This window comes from Ruegeria sp. YTSA144 (assembly GCF_059610125.1).
In genome coordinates, this window is sequence record NZ_JBXWNA010000001.1 from 1161078 (window position 1) to 1178754 (window position 17677).

Here is a 17677-nt window from a genome sequence, read left to right on the forward strand (position 1 = left end):
GACAAAAGGTTCATAACGGATGCGGGAAACAAACCCGTTCAGAGCAGGACCAGAACATGAAAACCAAGTCTCGCTTTCTCAAAGCCATGGTTGCCGCCACGCGGAGCCAGAAGCTGGAAATGCCGTGGAAGCGGGTATCAAGCCATTCTGTCAGGGTCGCCAGTCGCATCGCGGCACGACGCTGAGGCAGAAGCACCCTGAGGCCAAGCTGCCGGTCTCGATGGGGTGAACGCGCTTCGGGCATGCTCCTGCCCGATGTGTGGTGCGTCACGATCTGAGGGGGTCGAGGCGAATTCAGGAGTTGTGTGTGTGCGGGCAATTTTCGCCCGTGAAGTACGAGTTTGTCTGGGGGGTCAGTGTGTTGACCATTGGAAAGCGAGATTTTGTCGCAATGCGGGGTCCGACCGGCCGCCGCCCATGTGTCATCCATTTGTTTCAAGACAAAGAACCAGTTCGCCAGGTTGGTCTGTACGGGGATACGCCGCGCCTGACCGGACAATTTGAGGGGACGGAATATTTATGACTATTCCTAGTTCACTGGCCCGTGCGGCCAGAAATGCGATCGAAACGACAGCCATGCTGCGGGAAGCACCGCGGCCGGTTGCGAAACCAAAGGCCCAGCTGCGCCGGTATGAAGTCAGCAGCCTGTTGAAAAACGGAAACGTGGTTCAGACCAGACACATCGCGCCTGCCCTGCCGATGTTCGAAGACGCATTTTGCGCCTTCACGCGCGGATCGCTGGTTGAAACGGAACATGGGCCGATGGCCATCGAAGACCTGATGCCGGGAGATACGGTCCTGACCCAGGATGGCGCGTCCGAAACCGTGCTGTGGAAGGGATCTGTCACTCTGATCCCCGGACGTCCGGATTCGCGGGGCCGCACGCGGCCGCTTACGCGCATCACGGCGGATACATTCGGGATGCAAAAGCCGATGTCGGGTGTAATCGCCGGGCCTGCGGCGCGGATCGTGGGCACGCCGACGCATTTGCGGCATCTGCATGGGAATGGCCCGATTCTGACCCCTGTGTCCGAATTCCAGGATGGAACGGGCGTGATTGAAACAATGCCGCCGACGCCAGTTGAACTGTTTCACATTTGCCTAAAACGGCATTCCGTTATTCGGGTAGATGGTTTACAGTTCGAAACGTATCACCCAGGTGTGAACGCGGTCCGGATGATCAGCCACTCGTTGCGGTCGGTTTATCTGAACCTGTTCGCGCATATCGAATCGCTCAACGATTTTGGTCCGCTGCTGATGCCGCGCGCCGGAGACGGGGAAATCGACGCGATGACAGCCTGAGTGCGATAGCGATTACTGCATTATGGGGGGCATCATGCAGCTGGTACTAAGTTGGATTCTATCCTTGGCGGTGGCTGCCATGCTGCCACCAAACACCGCACCTGCAAAACGTCTGGGGGTTACGCCGTCCGGTTCATTCGTTCTTCCAGAACGTCGAACGGCACGCCTGGTTCGTCTTTTGCGCCGCGGATAACAAGCGATGTCTTGACGCTGGCCACGTTTGGCGTGGTCAGCAGTTCACCGGTCAGGAACTGCTGAAAACTGCTGAGATCAGGTGCGACGCATTTCAGGATAAAGTCCACCTCGCCGTTCAGCATGTGACATTCCCGAACCAGTGGCCATTCGCGGCAGCGCTCTTCGAACGCGCGCAGTTCGGTCTCGGCCTGACTGTCGAGCCCGACCATGGCGAACACCTGCACTTCGAATCCCAGCTCGCGGGAGTTCACCTCGGCGTGGTAACCGGTGATATAGCCGGATTCCTCCAGTGTGCGCACCCGGCGCAGACAGGGCGGCGCCGAGATTCCGACCCGTTTTGCAAGTTCGACATTGGTCATCCGACCGTCTGCCTGCAATTCCGCCAGAATCTTGCGGTCGATATCATCCAACCGAGTCGTGACCATCAAATGCTCCTGATTTTTGCGGTTCTTATATCAGCCCCCCACGCGCACGCAATAATGTTTCGCACATGCGCAATTTTCTTTGTTTTCAAATCCCTCATTTTCCCCGCACCCTACGCAGGGTCGCATGCGAGGCCATAAACAGTAAGGGGCTTTAAGCCGGGTCTGTCGGTCGCTATATCGGGGCGACGGGCCAAAAGCCCAATTCAGGCAATTCGAGCGGGGATACCATGGCCGACACACGACACACCAAGGTTCTGATCATCGGATCGGGGCCCGCAGGATACACTGCGGGCGTTTACGCAAGCCGCGCCATGCTGGAACCCATTCTAGTACAGGGTATCGAGCCCGGCGGCCAATTGACGACAACGACCGAGGTCGAGAACTGGCCCGGCGACACCGAGGTACAGGGCCCCGACCTGATGGTCCGGATGCAGGATCACGCCAAGGCCATGGGTTGCGAAGTGATCGGTGACATCATCAACGATCTGGATCTCAGCCAGCGCCCCTTCACCGCCAAGGGCGACAGCGGCACCACATACACGGCGGACGCCGTCATTCTGGCGACCGGCGCGCGCGCCAAGTGGCTGGGCCTGCCGTCGGAAGAGAAATTCAAGGGCTTTGGCGTTTCAGCCTGCGCCACCTGCGACGGGTTCTTCTATCGCGGACAGGAAATCGTGGTGATCGGCGGCGGCAACACGGCCGTGGAAGAGGCCCTGTTCCTGACCAACTTCGCCAGCAAGGTGACTCTGATCCATCGCCGCGATGAGCTGCGCGCGGAAAAGATCCTGCAAGACCGGCTGATGAAGAACGACAAAATCGAACCGCTGTGGTTCCACCAGCTGGAAGAAGTGATCGGCACCGATGCGCCACTGGGCGTCGAGGGAGTTCGCGTCAAGCATGTCAAAACCGGAGAGATCACAGAAATCCCCTGTAAAGGCGTGTTTGTTGCCATCGGCCACGCGCCCGCGAACGAGCTGGTCAAAGACACGCTTGAAACGCATATGGGTGGCTATGTCGTCACCAAACCGGGCAGCACGGAAACCTCGGTTCCGGGCGTGTTCGCGGCGGGCGATCTGACCGATCACGTCTATCGTCAGGCGGTCACAAGCGCCGGTATGGGCTGCATGGCGGCACTGGATGCCGAACGGTTCCTGGCGGAAAACGAATAACGCGCGTTCTGAATACTCCGGGGCTGACCCGGCATTTTCAGAACCGCAGGCCGTCAGCCTTTTTCAGGACAGTGCCCCCGGGGTTTAAGGGGGCACCGCACAGCACAAGTTGCGGTGCAATCTCTGATCAGCAGCCGACGCCGCCTGCCAATCCCTTGACCCCCAGCCAGCGGCGTATCAGGATTGCTGAGGGAAAAGCGAAAAGCAGGTGAGCATTTGAACAACGCTCTTTGGCGCGGCGGGTGGTCAACCCGACTCAGGATCGTCAGTGGTCTTGTGTTGTTTGTTTTCGCATTCTTCCATTTCATAAACATTGGCTTGGGCCTGTTTCACACGGATTACCTGCACGGGATGCAGGACGGTCGGAAGGCCATCACCCGCCACAATGTCATCAGCGTGCTTTTCTATGCTGCTCTTTTCACGCATGCAGGTCTGGCCCTGACGTCGATCGCACAACGCAGAACCCTGCGGATGCCCTTCAGCACGGCCTTGCAGGTCGGACTGGGCTTGCTGATTCCGCTGCAACTGATCTCGCACATCGTTCACACGCGGGTCGCGCACGAGGTCTATGACGTCAACGACGAGATGGGATACATCATCATTCTGATGTGGCCCAGTATCGCCGTATGGATGCAAAGCGCCTTGTTGCTGATCGTTTGGATACACGGCTGCATCGGCTTGCATATGTGGCTGCGGCTGACCCGGTGGTGGTCGCGGGTCGCGCCCTATCTGATCGGTGTTGCGGTTTTCGTGCCTTTTTTCGCGTTGGCCGGCCTGCTGACCGAGGGGCGTCGCATATGGGCCGACTTCGCTGATGAATTCCTGCGCGAGCAATATATCGAGCACTACAACTGGCCGTCGCCCGAGACCTTCCAGACCCTGTTCAGTGTAAAAGACTATGGCCTTATGGTGTTCTGGCTGGCCCTTGGTGCAACGGGTCTGGTTTACATCGGGCGCAAACTGTGGCGACGCAGGCATTCGGTGCGCGTGCGTTACGCCAAAGGGCCTGAAGTTGTCGCAGAAAAAGGCATGACCCTGCTTGAGATTTCGCAGGTAAACGGCGTCCCGCATGCGGCCCTGTGCGGCGGAAAGGGGCGCTGCACCACTTGCCGTGTCATCGTGGAGGATGGCAACGACGCCCTGCCGCCGCCCGGCGACGTCGAAGCGCGCAGCCTTGCTGCTGTGGGTGCATCGTCACAGACGCGACTGGCCTGCCAGATACGCCCGACAGAACCCACCACCGTTTTTCGGGTCTTCAGGCCAGATGGCGGACGCATACGCGGACATGCCAGTCAGGGTCAGGAACGCCAGTTGGCTGTTCTGTTTCTTGACATGCGCGGCTTTACCGCGCGCACGACCGGCCAATTGCCTTATGACATCGTGTTCCTGCTGAACCGGTTTTTCGACGCCGTCGTGCCTGCCATCACCAAGGAAGGCGGTGTCGTGGACAAATACATGGGAGACGGGCTGCTGGCCGTTTTTGAAAAGCCGAATGCAGCGGCGTCCGCCCGTGCCGGATTGAAAGCCGCCATCGACATCAGCCACGCCCTCGATGAATTCAACGCACAGCTCGAGGCCGAAGGCAGCCCCGGCATTCGCATCGGGATGGGTCTGCATCTTGGGGATCTGGTGGTGGGTGAGATCGGCGCGGCGGGGCATGCGTCGAAAACCATAATCGGCGACACCGTCAATGTCGCCAGTCGCCTTGAAAGCGAAACCAAGGCGCTGAAGGTCGAATTGCTGGTCTCGGAAGCGTTGCTGAAGGCCGCAGATGTCGTCATACCACAGGACGAAATCAGGTTGTTCCAGTTGCGCGGCGTGTCTGAACCGATTCCCGCCCTGCCTGTCACCCGCGCGTCCATACTTGAGCACAACGTCACAAAACAGGAACAGAAATACTCCGCTTGAACGAATAACCTCTGATTGCAAGGATCAGATCATCGATTTGACTTGTGAATTAGAAATTTCTTCCAATTCAAAAGTATTCGGCGCATATCCTCCTTTGTTACATTGACGCCTGTGGACTTCGCCTGTCAGCCGGTGCAAACGCCTCGAAACCGCCCGATATCCACTGGCAAATCAACACTGCTACAAGAGTATTCCGATGACGATGTTAAGCAATCTGGCCCCGATCTCCGAACTGTATGTGTCATACGATTCGGCGCAGAAGCTGAAGGTGGAAGCTGCCGATCTGACCAGCTGGGATCTGAGCCCGCGTCAGATCTGCGACCTGGAACTGCTGATGAATGGTGGCTTCAACCCGCTCAAGGGATTTCTGAGCGAAGCAGATTACGACAATGTGGTCGAGAATATGCGTCTGGCCGATGGAACGCTTTGGCCAATGCCCATCACTTTGGATGTCAGCGAAGACTTCGCGGATCGTATCGAACTTGGGCAGGACATCGCTCTGCGCGATCAGGAAGGCGTGATCCTGGGCACCATGACCGTGACCGACCGCTGGACCCCGGACAAGGCGCGCGAGGCCGAGAAGGTCTTTGGCGCCGATGACGACGCTCACCCGGCGGTGAACTATCTGCACAACGTGGCCGGCAAGGTCTATCTGGGCGGACCGGTGGTCGGAATCCAACAGCCCGTGCATTACGATTTCCGTGGCCGCCGCGACACGCCGAATGAATTGCGCGCCTATTTCCGCAAACTGGGCTGGCGCCGCATCGTGGCCTTCCAGACCCGCAATCCACTGCACCGCGCGCATCAGGAGCTGACCTTCCGCGCCGCCAAAGAGGCACAGGCCAACCTGCTGATCCACCCGGTCGTGGGCATGACCAAACCGGGCGACGTCGATCACTTTACCCGTGTGCGCTGTTATGAGGCGGTGCTGGACAAGTACCCCGCCTCGACCACCTCGATGAGCCTGCTGAACCTGGCCATGCGCATGGCTGGCCCGCGCGAGGCCGTCTGGCACGGCCTGATCCGCGCCAACCACGGCTGCACCCACTTCATCGTTGGCCGCGACCACGCGGGCCCCGGCAAGAACAGCAAAGGTGAGGATTTCTACGGCCCCTATGACGCGCAGGATCTGTTCCGACAGTTCCAGGACGAAATCGGCGTTGAAATGGTGGATTTCAAGCACATGGTCTATGTGCAGGAACGCGCCCAGTACGAACCGAATGACGAGATTCTCGACAAGGACAACGTCACGATCCTGAACATCTCGGGCACCGAACTGCGCCGCCGCCTGCGTGAAGGGCTGGAAATCCCCGAGTGGTTCTCGTTCCCCGAAGTGGTCGAGGAACTGCGCCGCCGCTTCCCGCCGCGCTCCAAGCAGGGTTTCACCGTCTTCTTCACCGGCTTTTCGGGCTCGGGCAAGTCGACCATCGCCAACGCGCTGATGGTCAAGCTGATGGAGATGGGCGACCGCCCGGTGACGCTGCTGGATGGCGACATCGTGCGCAAAAACCTCAGTTCGGAACTGGGCTTCTCGAAAGAGCACCGCGACCTGAACATCCGCCGCATCGGGTATGTGGCCTCCGAGATCACCAAGAACGGCGGCATCGCCATCTGCGCCCCGATCGCGCCCTATGCCACGACACGCCGCGCGGTTCGGGAAGAGATCGAACAGTTCGGTGCCTTCTGCGAGGTGCATGTGGCCACCAGCATCGAGGAATGCGAACGCCGCGACCGCAAGGGCCTTTACAAGTTGGCGCGCGAGGGCAAGATCAAGGAATTCACCGGAATTTCGGACCCTTACGATGTTCCGGAAAACCCGGAACTGCGGGTCGAAACCGAGAATGTCGAGGTCGACAATTGCGCCCATCAGGTGCTGCTGAAACTGGAAAGCATGGGCCTGATCGCAGCAAACTGATTGCGGTCTCATCTGATTGCATTGGGCGGCCTCCGGAGATTCCGGGGGCCGTTTTTTTGGCTTTCAAATGACGATAGCCGCTGGTCCTGATGCTGTTCAGGACCTCAAGGCGGGTGTGAAACTGAGATAGCGAACAGATCTCCGGCCATTGTCAGCTTCTGGTTTGGATCCGACCTGAGCTTGTCGGAGCACCTCTGCCTTCAGTCCTTTCCGGATCAAGGACACCGCTTCGTCCTGTGCGTCGCATCCGAGGTCGGCGACCTTTGAACTTATGCTGGATTCTGTTTTGTCGGCAAACCCGACCCAACCGAGGCGTGAGCCCAGATTGCGGCTGTGCTGGATGTAACCTGCCGCCTCCGGCCAGAATGTCGGGGGCAGCCCTCGGTCAACGCCCGCTCATTTTATCGGCGCTTCCGGCAGGTCAACCTGCCCGCGCATCAGGATATGCCCCTGACCGGAAACCTTGATGCCTGTCATCGCATCAGGCGGGCCGACACGCGTGACGGTGGCTTTCCCGGGGCGCCCCATATCGTGACCCTGCTCGGCGATGAAGCTTTCCTTTTTCATCAACCCGTGTTTCCACAAATAGGCGGCCATCGCACCGGTGGCAGACCCGGTAAACGGATCTTCGGGCGGGCTGGGCGGTGCCATGAGAAGGCGCGAAAACGTATCCCCCTCATCGGTTGCCCCTTGCAGCGTGACAAGAAACGGCTCGGCCATATCCGAGCCGGAATACCCCGCGGTTTCAGCCACTTTGCGCAATGGGCCTTCAACCAGTTGAGCGGCCCGCAATGCCGTATGATCCCGCAGAACGGTGATGCAGAACGGCAAGCCGGTTGAAACCATCTGAGGCGGCGAAATGATGGCTTCCTGTGGCAGGCTGATCGCCTTCGCCACCAGTTCCGCAGGCACATGCGCTCCGAATTGCGGTGCGACCTGAGTCATTTCGATCTGCTCATCCTGCAACCGGATCGAGACCAGACCCGCACCGGTTTCCAGCGTCAGACTATCGCCCGAGATCATGCCGCGGGATCGCATCGCCGCGACGGTGGCGATAGTCGGATGCCCCGCGAAAGGGATTTCGCGGCTGGCCAGAAAATAGCGGACGCGGATGTCAGCCACCTCGGACGGGCCGGTAAAGGTGCATTCGACCAGAGAGGTTTCGCGCACATAGGCCATGCAGACCTGTTGCGTCAGGCGCGCACCTTCGTGGACGACGGCACATCCGTTGCCGCCGAAGGCGCGATCACTGAAGGCGTCCACCCAGTCAAAGTCAAACCAGCCCATGGTGCCGCTCCTGCCTGTGCATGTGCGGCAAGATCACCGCATGAAAAGAAAATGCCACTTCGTTTCAGCAGAGATTTCGACCGCCTAGTGAACGGCCACCGGAGACAGATCATGTTCGCGCGCCAGCACAAAGGCCAGCTTGCGGTCTGCGACCAGCGCCAGTTGCTGCCCGTCGGAATCGTGGACGGCGTAAAGCTGATCCAGATCGCCTGCCTGTTCACGAACTTCCCGAGGCAATTCAGATACTTCAACCGTTTTGACATAGACAATACGGTTGCCTTCGGTGTTGATTTCAATCGGTGTATTCATTGCTCTTACCCCTTCCGTATGTTGATCGTCTGAACCACGGTTTCCGGCACGGCGCGGGTCAGATCCACATGCAGCAGCCCGTTTTCCATGATCGCCTCGCCCACTTCGACACCGTCGGCCAGCACGAACATGCGCTGGAACTGACGCGCCGCAATGCCGCGATGCAGGAATATGCGCCCCTCGCTGTCGTCGCGCTGACGGCCCCGGATCACCAACTGGCGATCTTCAATCGTGATCGACAGATCCTCTTCGGCAAACCCGGCCACCGCAAGAGTGATGCGGTAGGAGAAATCCGAAGTCTGTTCGATGTTGTAGGGCGGGTACCCTTCATTTCCGGCCTTTGCAGACCGTTCCAGAAGGCGTTCCAACTGCTCGAACCCCAAAAGATGCGGGTATGAGCCAAGAGTAAGTTTCGACACGTATTTTCGTCCTTCATTGTCAAAGCGACGTGGTGTGCGGCCCCGTTCTGGCAACCGCCTGCAATAGAATATGGGAAGAAACCAGGATGTCCACAAGGTCTGGCGCGATAACGTCTGACACACTATCTTGTTGGCCAAGCACCACAACCAACTCGAGTCGCCAATGAACGCGCCTACCGATCTTTCGATGAAAACAGATGAAGTATTGCGCGTTGAGCTTGAGGTCTTCCGCCGGCAGCACCGCGATCTGGATGAGGCGATTCAGGCATTGCATGACAAAGGAACGGCCGATCAACTGACCTTGCGGCGCCTGAAAAAAGAGAAACTGCGCCTGAAAGACATCATCCGCCTGATCGAAGACCGCCTGACCCCCGATATCATCGCCTGAACGCCCTGTACCGCATTGCCAGCCAACCGGATTTGGCTATAGTGCGCGCTCTTTCTGAGCGCGGGGACGTATGCGGATGAGCGATGTGAAAGTGGGGATCATCATGGGCAGCCAGTCGGACTGGCCCACGATGAAGGAAGCCGCGGATATTCTGGACGAACTGGGCGTCGCCTACGAAGCGCGCATCGTATCGGCCCACCGCACGCCGGACCGGCTGTGGGACTATGGCAAAACCGCAGTTTCGCGCGGGTTGCAGGTGATCATTGCAGGTGCGGGCGGGGCGGCGCATCTTCCGGGCATGATGGCGTCGAAAACGCGGGTGCCTGTGATTGGCGTACCGGTGCAGACCCGCGCCTTGTCGGGCGTGGATTCGCTGTATTCCATCGTGCAGATGCCCAAGGGATTTCCGGTGGCGACCATGGCGATCGGGTCCGCCGGCGGGGCCAATGCCGGCCTGATGGCGGCGGGCATTCTTGCATTGCAGGATGATGCTTTGGCGGAACGGCTGGACAACTGGCGTGACGCGTTGTCAGCATCGATCCCCCAGGAACCGCAGGGATGAGCCGGATCGGCTTTATCGGCACCGGCCATATCGCCGCGCCGATCGCGCGGCTGATGGCCGCCAAGGGGCACCAGATCAGCGTGACCGAGCGCAACGCCAAGGTTTCTTCTGCCTTGAAAGCGGAACTGGGCGCGACCATCGCCAAGCCTCAGACCGTGATTGACACCTCGGACATCGTGTTTCTGTGCCTGCGCCCGCATATTGCGGCCGACGTTCTGGACCCGCTGATCTTTCGTGCCGATCAGCAGGTCGTGTCGGTCATGGCGTCGGTGCCCGCCGAGCAACTTGCCGCGCTTTGCGCCCCTGCGTCGGATTTCGTGCAGACCATCCCGCTGGGCTTTCTGGAAACCGGCGGCTGCCCGATGGCGGCGTTTGGCAATGACCGCCTTCTGGCGGATCTGTTTGAGCCCGAGAACCCCGTGGTCAAGGTTGCGGATGAAGCCGCGCTGAATGCGCATTTCGCCATTTGTGCCATGGTTCCCGGCATTCTGGACCTGATGGCAACGGGTGCCGAATGGCTGGGTGACGCAACCGGAGATACGGACGGAGCCGAGTTCTATACAACACAGTTGATGGCGGGCTTTCTGGCCTCGATGAGAAAAGGCACAGCCGGCCGGTTGGCGCAGGAGCGTGACGCCCTGGCGACAGAGGGCACGCTGAGCCTGCAAATGACGGACGCCCTGAAGGACGGGCGCGCGCATGAGGCGCTGCGTTCCGCGCTTGGCGCTATTGGCAAACGTTTGGAGAGTTGAAGATGGCGGAAATGCTCGCCCAAGGTGCAGTGATCGGGATTCTGGGGGGCGGTCAGCTGGGCCGGATGCTGTCCGTGGCAGCCGCCAGGCTGGGTTTTGTCAGCCATATCTACGAACCGGGTGCGAACCCGCCGGCGGGGCAGGTTGCGGATCGCGTCACCACTGCGGCTTATGATGATGCAGAAGCGCTGAAAGCCTTTGCCGGTGCCGTCGATGTCATCACTTATGAGTTCGAGAACATCCCGACCGAAGCACTGGACATTCTGGAAGCGCACCGTCCGATCCGCCCCGGGCGCGAGGCATTGCGGGTCAGCCAGGACAGGTTGACCGAGAAGACATTTCTGCAAGAGCTGGGTCTGAAGACGGCCCCGTTTGCGGATATTGCCGACCTGAACAGCCTGAATGCGGCGATCGAACAGATCGGGACGCCCGCCATCCTGAAAACCCGTCGCTTCGGCTATGACGGCAAGGGACAGGCCCGGCTGCGCAAGCCTGAGGATGCCGAGGCCGCTCTGGCCGATATGGCCGGTGCACCAGCCATTCTGGAAGGGTTCGTGGATTTCTCGCACGAGGTGTCGATCATCGCGGCCCGTGGTCTGGACGGTCAGGTTGCCTGTTTCGATCCGGGTGAGAATGTGCACCGCGATGGCATCCTGCGCACCACCACCGTCCCTGCCCGCCTGTCCCCCGCCCAGCGCACAGACGCAATCCTGCTGGCGGCGAACATCCTGAACGCACTCGAATATGTCGGCGTGATGGGGGTCGAGCTGTTCGTGACGCCCGGTGGCTTGATCGTGAATGAGATCGCTCCGCGGGTTCACAATTCGGGCCACTGGACGCAGAACGGCTGTGCTGTCGACCAGTTCGAACAGCATATCCGCGCCGTGGCAGGCTGGCCTTTGGGGGACGGACAGCGCCATTCCGATGTGGTGATGGAGAACCTGATCGGCAACGACATGGACCGCGTACCAGAACTGGCCCGTGAGCGGGACGTGGCGCTGCATCTCTACGGCAAGGCCGAGGTAAAGGCCGGGCGCAAGATGGGGCATTTCAACCGCATCAAACGTTGAGGGTGTCGCGCCTGCGCGCGACGCCTTCGGCGAGAGTATTTGGGAAAAGATGAAGGTTTTGCGGGTCTACCCGAAAAACCGGGCGGCGATGTCGCCTGACATGTAACTGACGCGCCCACCAGCCAGGGTGGCCGCAACGCGATGGGTATCCGCATCCAGGATGACCAGATCCGCGCGTCTTCCCGGCGCGAGCGTGCCCCTGTCCTGCATGTCCAGCACCCGCGCGGGGCCGGATGAGACCAGCGCCCAGGCATCGGCCAGATCCAGCAGACCGGTTCTGGCCAGCATCAGCGCCGCGCGGCGCGGGCTGGGATAGTGGTAATCCGAGGCCAACGCATCACAAAGCCCCATGGCGATCAGTTCGACGGCGCTGGCATTCCCCTTGTGCGACCCGCCCCGCACAACGTTGGGAGAGCCAAGGATAACGTGATCCCCGGCGGAACGCGCGGCCTCGGCGGCTTCAAGCGTTTCGGGGAATTCGGCAATGCGTACGCCTTGGTCGCGCCACCATGCCCTTGTCTCGGCGGTCGCGTCATCATGGCTGCCCAAGCGCACCCCCATTGACACAAGTTCGGCGCTGAGTGCTTCGACGGCGGCAGGCACGTCGTTCCTGCGGGCATGCATATTGAGCAGCATCTCAAAATGCGCATCCGGATTGCGTCCGGCCTTCAACGCCTGCCCGGTCAGGCGCGGTGGCTTTTTGCCCTGCGCCAAACGATCATGCGGCAGGTGATCATTGAACACCACATAAGGCACCTGCCATTCGGCGATGCGACGGGCCAGACCCTCGTAATCCCCTAACATGTTGGTTTCGAAACGCAATTGCGGGATCAGATCGGTGACGGTGCTGTCCTTGACCGCAGCGATGGCCCGAAACACCTGCGCGGCAAACTCGGGGCCGCGCACGCCACCTTCCCAACTGTAGAACTGGGCCAGAACGGCGGTGGTGATGCCATTGGCGGCCAGTTCGGCTTCGGCTGCCAGAATGCCTTCGTTCATCTGCTTCATCGCGCCGCGCCGAGGGGCGATGTGGCGTTCGAACCCGTCCCCGTGCAGATCGACGATACCGGGCAGGACAAGATAACCGCTCAGGTCAACCCTGCGCCCGGTCCGATCTTGCTGAATGACGCCCTCTGCTATCGAGAGATCGCAGCGCGAAAGACCCTCCTCCGGCAACAGAACCTCTGCGCCGGTCAAAACCAGATTCAGAGAGGTCATCGTGTGGGCTCCGAGTCAGGTTCCGAGCAATCCTGCCCGATGCAGATCTCGTCGATTATCTCCATCACGCCGTCCAGCCAGGTGATCTGCCGATCGAACCGGCCGAATTCGATGAAATGCAGCGCCTGTGCCATAACCAGCGGGTTGTTCATCATGAAGGTGTGGGTCACAGGCAGAACAATGTGATCGGCCATCCCTTCGACCTTGGTGGTTTCAACCGAAACCTTGCCGTCATCCGGCCCGTCGATCAGCGATGAAAACAGCGGGTTGAGCGAATTCTCACCCGCGATCACCCCCAGTTCAAAATCCACTGGCGGCAGGCGGCGCGGAATGCCTTCGGGACCGGTGCCCAATTGCAGGCCCGCCGGGCCGTTCAGATACCCGAACACTTCCCATGCGCTCAGTTCATCGACCAGTTGGCTGCCCTGATTGGGCGGGCCGAGCATGACGACACGACCCAGGTTCTCGGGCCGATGGTCCTTGAGCCAATAGCGCAGCAGGATACCGCCCATGGAATGCGCAACGACATTGGCTTTGTCATCGCCACAGGCTGCAAGCGCGTCGGGGATGGTTTGCTCTGCCAGTTCCGGAATACCGATTTCAGTCGATGGATACCCGTGGCGCACAACAGTATAGTCATGCGCCTTGAACAGCTGCTCCATCACGGTAAACGAGGCCTCGGTGCGCGCAAGACCGTGCAGAAGGATCACGCATTTCGCACTGGCTGCGGCTGGAACGAGGCAGAAGAGCAAGGCAATCAGAAGTTTCATAACCGCCAGATAAAGCCTATCGGCCCTCGATAAAAGCCCTAGCCCCGGTGACGTCGCAGCACGGCCAGCGCGATACCGCCCAAAACTAGCGTGGCGCCGATGATCAGCCGTGCTCTGGCAATCTCGCCCAGAAAGGCGACACCGCCGAGAATTGCGATCACCGGTACGCTGAGCTGAACGACAGCCGCCACGGACGGGGCCAGTTGAGGCAAAACACGATACCACAAAGCATAGCCAAGCCCGGATGTTACCGCACCGGACAGGACGGCCAGCAGATACCCCACCCCATTCATCTGCCAGACGCCGCCGGTGGCCAGCATCGCCACGGCAGTCAGTGGCAAGGCGACAATGAAATTGGCGGCCGTCCCCTCCAGCGGGTTTTTCTCTGATCGGCCCGCTATCGAGTAAAGGGCCCAACCAATACCGGCGGCGGCCATCAAAGCCGCGCCGTTCAGGTCGACCTGAACGGTGCAAGTCGGCCACAGCACATAGGCCAGACCGGCAAGCGCAACACCTGCCCCCGCCACCTGCCGGGCGGTAGGAGTCGCGCCCGTCAGTGCGCCGATCGAAAACATCGTAATTTGCACCGTGCCAAACAGGATCAATGCACCCAATCCGGCATCCAGCGTCAGGTAGGCGATCGAAAACCCGATCATGTAGAGCGTCAACGATCCCGCACCAATAATCCGCCTTCGATTGCGCAGCGGAAGGCGCCCCCCGCGTGCCAGCACAAGAGCGGCCAGCACCACGGCCCCCGCCAAAACCCGCAGGATGGCAAATCCGGTCGGATCGCTGGCTCCGCTGTCGATGGCCAACCGGTTCAGAATGGAATTCGCCGCGAAGGCGCACATGGTCAGGGCGGTGAGCAAAAACAATCTCATGCCATCCGCATAGCCGTTTGGGCCGAGTTTGCACACTCACTTTCCCGAAGGTCGCAAGACAGACCAACAGCGCTTGTCGAAGCTGCGTCGCAACCCGCTGACAAAACAGAACGGTCAATACAAAACGGGGCCGCCCGAAGGCGACCCCATTCTTAAGCTTCAGGGCTTCCCTTTCGGCAGCTTGGTCATGCCGCCAAGCGCCTGTCGGGTCGTCAGAATTCGCCAGAGGCGAATTCGACGTGCTTACATCATGCCGCCCATGCCGCCCATGTCGGGCATGCCACCGCCAGGTGCCGCGCCTTCTTTGGCCGGCTTGTCGGCAACCATTGCTTCGGTAGTGACCAGCAGGCCAGCAACCGATGCAGCGTCTTCCAGGGCGGTCCGAACCACTTTGGCCGGGTCGATCACGCCGAACGAGAACATGTCGCCGTATTCTTCGGTCTGAGCGTTGAAACCGAAGGCCGCGTCGTCGCTTTCGCGAACTTTGCCAGCGACAACCGCACCGTCGACACCTGCGTTCTCGGCGATCTGGCGCAGCGGCGCTTCGATAGCCTTGCGAACGATGTTGATACCTGCGTCCTGATCGGCGTTTGCACCTTTCAGAGCTTCCAGTGCTTTACCGGCCTGAACCAGAGCAACACCACCGCCCACAACAACGCCTTCCTGAACGGCAGCGCGTGTTGCGTTCAGAGCATCGTCCACACGGTCCTTGCGCTCTTTCACTTCAACTTCGGTCATGCCGCCGACGCGGATCACGGCAACACCGCCTGCCAGTTTGGCAACGCGCTCTTGCAGCTTCTCACGGTCGTAGTCGCTGGTGGTTTCTTCGATCTGAGTACGGATCTGGGCAACACGTGCTTCGATCTCGGCCTTCTCGCCAGCACCGTCAACGATGGTGGTTTCGTCTTTGGTGATTTCGATCTTCTTGGCGGTGCCCAGCATGTCCATGGTGACGGACTCGAGCTTCATGCCCAGATCTTCGGAGATGACCTGACCGCCGGTCAGGATTGCGATGTCCTGCAACATGGCCTTGCGGCGATCACCGAAGCCAGGTGCTTTGACGGCAGCGATTTTCAGGCCGCCGCGCAGCTTGTTGACAACCAGAGTTGCCAGCGCTTCGCCTTCAACATCCTCGGCAATGATTAGCAGCGGTTTCTGCGACTGGATCACCTGTTCCAGCAGCGGGACCATCGGCTGCAACGAGGACAGTTTCTTTTCGTGCAGCAGGATCATGCAGTCGTCGAGCTCTGCGATCATCTTGTCTGCGTTGGTGACGAAGTAAGGCGACAGGTAGCCACGGTCGAACTGCATACCTTCGACAACGTCGGTCTCGGTTTCCAGACCTTTGTTTTCTTCGACGGTGATGACGCCTTCGTTGCCGACCTTCTGCATCGCGTCTGCGATCTGCTGGCCGATTTCGGCTTCGCCGTTGGCCGAGATGGTGCCAACCTGAGCAACTTCTGCCGAGTCTTTGACTTCGCGCGAGGCTTCTTTGATGCCTTCAACAACCTTGGCGGTTGCCAGGTCGATGCCGCGCTTCAGGTCCATCGGGTTCAGACCCGCTGCAACCTGCTTCAGGCCTTCTTTTACGATCGCCTGTGCCAGAACGGTTGCGGTGGTGGTGCCGTCGCCGGCTTCGTCATTGGTGCGGCTGGCGACTTCTTTCACCATCTGCGCGCCCATGTTTTCGAACTTGTCTTCCAGTTCGATTTCCTTGGCCACCGAAACACCGTCCTTGGTGATGCGCGGCGCGCCGAAGGATTTGTCCAGAACCACGTTGCGGCCTTTGGGGCCCAGGGTCACTTTAACCGCGTCGGCCAGGATGTTCACACCCTTCAGCATACGGTTGCGGGCATCGGTGTCGAATTTGACGTCCTTTGCAGCCATGTCGTTTCTCCTTGAGAAATAAGTTTGAAATGAAGATCAGAGAAAGCGCGCGGGCTTACTCGATGATCCCCATGATGTCGCTTTCTTTCATCATCAGCAGCTCTTCGCCGTTGACGTTGACCTCGGTGCCCGACCATTTGCCGAACAGGATCTTGTCCCCAGCTTTGACAGCCATTGCGATCAGTTCGCCGCTGTCCTTGCGCGCGCCTTCGCCGGTTGCGACGACTTCGCCTTCGCTTGGCTTTTCTTTTGCGCTGTCAGGGATGATCAGGCCGCCTGCGGTTTTCTCTTCGCTCTCTACGCGGCGAACCAGCACACGGTCATGAAGCGGTTTCAATGCCATCTTTGCAGCTCCTTGGGCTCAAAGTTTATCTATCCTCCCCTCACCGGATGGCGAGGCGTTAGCACTCGGGGTGTGTGAGTGATAACGACGCATAGCTAGGGAGTCTGAAACTCCGAGTCAACAAGTTGTGAGAGATTTTTTGCAAGATGGATCAGTCAGCCTGTTCCCAGCTATAGGCCCAGTGTTTCAAGCCTTCCGCTCCGGCTGACGTAAGCCCGTAGATGCCTTTTTCAACCTTCTCGAACCACCCATAGTGATTTTCCCGCATAAGCCGGGTGGCAACCGGGACGCCGACCGACTTGGCGACGTCTGATCCCTTGGTCGGGCCATTCTCGGCCAAAAAGGCCGCACATTTCAGTGCATCCTGCCGATACGCCGTCACGATACCATGGCGCGTCGCGCCCCCGGCGTTCGGGTCACCTTCCAGCCGGTCGAATTCCCGCAGCAACCGTGCGGCCCTGGCTTTGTTCTTGCGGGGCGCATAGGGGCCGGGATCGCACTGAACCTCGACCGTGCCATCAGCCCGCACGGTGATCAGGCCCAGGCCAAGCCTTCGACACAGTGCCAGATTATCTTTCAGCGCCCGCCGGGCCGTTCGGCCCGTGGGTTTGCTGACTGCGATATAGACCAGATCGGTGAGTTTCAGCCGGGTGATCGCCTGATGAAACAGGGCCAGCGTGAAACGCAGTTTCAGTTCGACAATCACCGGCGCATCCCCATCGCGCACCGCAACGATGTCGGCTGCGCCGACTTCGCCCTTGACGGCGTATCCCTGCCGCTCCAGCAGCGCCTTGACCGGGGGATAGAGATCCTGCTCGCGGTTCATGTGGCCATGCTACGCAGATTGTCGGGGAATACCAGACGGGCGGCTTGAACA

At 59.8% G+C, this 17677-nt stretch carries 19 protein-coding genes; 9 read left to right on the forward strand and 10 right to left on the reverse strand.

The window, feature by feature from the left end; all coding sequences use genetic code 11:
• Positions 1 to 56: 56 nt before the first annotated feature.
• Both AC2FF8_RS05830 and AC2FF8_RS05835 read left to right on the forward strand, forming a co-directional pair.
• Entirely contained in the window at positions 57 to 185 is a 129-nt protein-coding gene (locus AC2FF8_RS05830) for a hypothetical protein (protein WP_256367481.1), read from the forward strand.
• Positions 186 to 519: 334 nt separating this feature from the next.
• Complete coding sequence (locus AC2FF8_RS05835) at positions 520 to 1302, forward strand: Hint domain-containing protein (protein ID WP_170346068.1); 783 nt, start codon at positions 520 to 522, stop codon at positions 1300 to 1302.
• A 119-nt stretch (positions 1303 to 1421) separates the two neighbouring features.
• Here AC2FF8_RS05835 and AC2FF8_RS05840 read toward each other — a convergent pair whose 3' ends face one another.
• Positions 1422 to 1922, reverse strand: coding sequence for an Lrp/AsnC family transcriptional regulator (locus AC2FF8_RS05840; RefSeq protein ID WP_152458979.1), 501 nt, complete (start codon positions 1920 to 1922; stop codon positions 1422 to 1424).
• A 227-nt stretch (positions 1923 to 2149) separates the two neighbouring features.
• On the opposite strand from AC2FF8_RS05840, the gene trxB reads away from it, so the two are divergent.
• The 3 genes from trxB to AC2FF8_RS05855 all read left to right on the forward strand — a co-directional run bounded on the left by trxB (position 2150) and on the right by AC2FF8_RS05855 (position 6914).
• Positions 2150 to 3091, forward strand: a complete 942-nt coding sequence (gene trxB, locus AC2FF8_RS05845; RefSeq protein ID WP_170346067.1) for a thioredoxin-disulfide reductase — start codon at positions 2150 to 2152, stop codon at positions 3089 to 3091.
• Between the two features lie 216 nt (positions 3092 to 3307).
• Positions 3308 to 4999: an adenylate/guanylate cyclase domain-containing protein gene (locus AC2FF8_RS05850; protein WP_170346066.1), complete on the forward strand. Its 1692-nt coding sequence runs from the start codon at positions 3308 to 3310 to the stop codon at positions 4997 to 4999.
• A 196-nt stretch (positions 5000 to 5195) separates the two neighbouring features.
• Positions 5196 to 6914 carry a bifunctional sulfate adenylyltransferase/adenylylsulfate kinase gene (locus tag AC2FF8_RS05855; RefSeq protein WP_257599278.1) on the forward strand — a complete coding sequence of 573 codons (1719 nt, stop codon included), beginning with the start codon at positions 5196 to 5198 and terminating at the stop codon, positions 6912 to 6914.
• 396 nt (positions 6915 to 7310) lie between these two features.
• Here AC2FF8_RS05855 and AC2FF8_RS05860 read toward each other — a convergent pair whose 3' ends face one another.
• The 3 genes from AC2FF8_RS05860 to AC2FF8_RS05870 form a co-directional block, all read right to left on the reverse strand.
• A complete protein-coding gene (locus AC2FF8_RS05860) occupies positions 7311 to 8201 on the reverse strand; it encodes a PhzF family phenazine biosynthesis protein (protein ID WP_496879166.1) in 891 nt (296 codons plus the stop codon).
• 84 nt (positions 8202 to 8285) lie between these two features.
• Complete coding sequence (locus tag AC2FF8_RS05865) at positions 8286 to 8510, reverse strand: DUF1150 family protein (protein ID WP_117872546.1); 225 nt, start codon at positions 8508 to 8510, stop codon at positions 8286 to 8288.
• 5 nt (positions 8511 to 8515) lie between these two features.
• A complete protein-coding gene (locus tag AC2FF8_RS05870) occupies positions 8516 to 8929 on the reverse strand; it encodes an Hsp20 family protein (protein ID WP_058275530.1) in 414 nt (137 codons plus the stop codon).
• 163 nt (positions 8930 to 9092) lie between these two features.
• On the opposite strand from AC2FF8_RS05870, the gene AC2FF8_RS05875 reads away from it, so the two are divergent.
• The 4 genes from AC2FF8_RS05875 to AC2FF8_RS05890 all read left to right on the forward strand — a co-directional run bounded on the left by AC2FF8_RS05875 (position 9093) and on the right by AC2FF8_RS05890 (position 11701).
• Positions 9093 to 9317: a YdcH family protein gene (locus AC2FF8_RS05875; protein WP_152458986.1), complete on the forward strand. Its 225-nt coding sequence runs from the start codon at positions 9093 to 9095 to the stop codon at positions 9315 to 9317.
• A 76-nt stretch (positions 9318 to 9393) separates the two neighbouring features.
• Entirely contained in the window at positions 9394 to 9879 is a 486-nt protein-coding gene (gene purE / locus AC2FF8_RS05880) for a 5-(carboxyamino)imidazole ribonucleotide mutase (protein ID WP_117872985.1), read from the forward strand.
• Positions 9876 to 10631 (forward strand): NAD(P)-binding domain-containing protein, encoded by a 756-nt coding sequence (locus tag AC2FF8_RS05885; protein ID WP_496879167.1) that lies wholly within the window; start codon positions 9876 to 9878, stop codon positions 10629 to 10631. The genes purE and AC2FF8_RS05885 overlap by 4 nt, the downstream gene beginning before the upstream one ends.
• Positions 10632 to 10633: 2 nt before the next feature.
• Positions 10634 to 11701 carry a 5-(carboxyamino)imidazole ribonucleotide synthase gene (locus AC2FF8_RS05890; RefSeq protein WP_496879168.1) on the forward strand — a complete coding sequence of 356 codons (1068 nt, stop codon included), beginning with the start codon at positions 10634 to 10636 and terminating at the stop codon, positions 11699 to 11701.
• A gap of 66 nt (positions 11702 to 11767) precedes the next feature.
• Here the strand turns inward: AC2FF8_RS05890 and AC2FF8_RS05895 are convergent, their stop codons facing one another.
• The 6 genes from AC2FF8_RS05895 to AC2FF8_RS05920 form a co-directional block, all read right to left on the reverse strand.
• Positions 11768 to 12919: an alpha-D-ribose 1-methylphosphonate 5-triphosphate diphosphatase gene (locus tag AC2FF8_RS05895; protein ID WP_496879169.1), complete on the reverse strand. Its 1152-nt coding sequence runs from the start codon at positions 12917 to 12919 to the stop codon at positions 11768 to 11770.
• Positions 12916 to 13689: an alpha/beta fold hydrolase gene (locus AC2FF8_RS05900; RefSeq protein ID WP_496879170.1), complete on the reverse strand. Its 774-nt coding sequence runs from the start codon at positions 13687 to 13689 to the stop codon at positions 12916 to 12918. The genes AC2FF8_RS05895 and AC2FF8_RS05900 overlap by 4 nt, the downstream gene beginning before the upstream one ends.
• A gap of 38 nt (positions 13690 to 13727) precedes the next feature.
• Positions 13728 to 14570, reverse strand: coding sequence for a DMT family transporter (locus AC2FF8_RS05905; RefSeq protein ID WP_496879171.1), 843 nt, complete (start codon positions 14568 to 14570; stop codon positions 13728 to 13730).
• A 243-nt stretch (positions 14571 to 14813) separates the two neighbouring features.
• Entirely contained in the window at positions 14814 to 16457 is a 1644-nt protein-coding gene (groL, locus tag AC2FF8_RS05910; protein ID WP_170346057.1) for a chaperonin GroEL, read from the reverse strand.
• 55 nt (positions 16458 to 16512) lie between these two features.
• Positions 16513 to 16800: a co-chaperone GroES gene (groES, locus tag AC2FF8_RS05915; protein WP_152458994.1), complete on the reverse strand. Its 288-nt coding sequence runs from the start codon at positions 16798 to 16800 to the stop codon at positions 16513 to 16515.
• A 151-nt stretch (positions 16801 to 16951) separates the two neighbouring features.
• Positions 16952 to 17626, reverse strand: a complete 675-nt coding sequence (locus AC2FF8_RS05920; RefSeq protein WP_496879172.1) for a DUF2161 domain-containing phosphodiesterase — start codon at positions 17624 to 17626, stop codon at positions 16952 to 16954.
• Positions 17627 to 17677 lie beyond the last annotated feature (51 nt).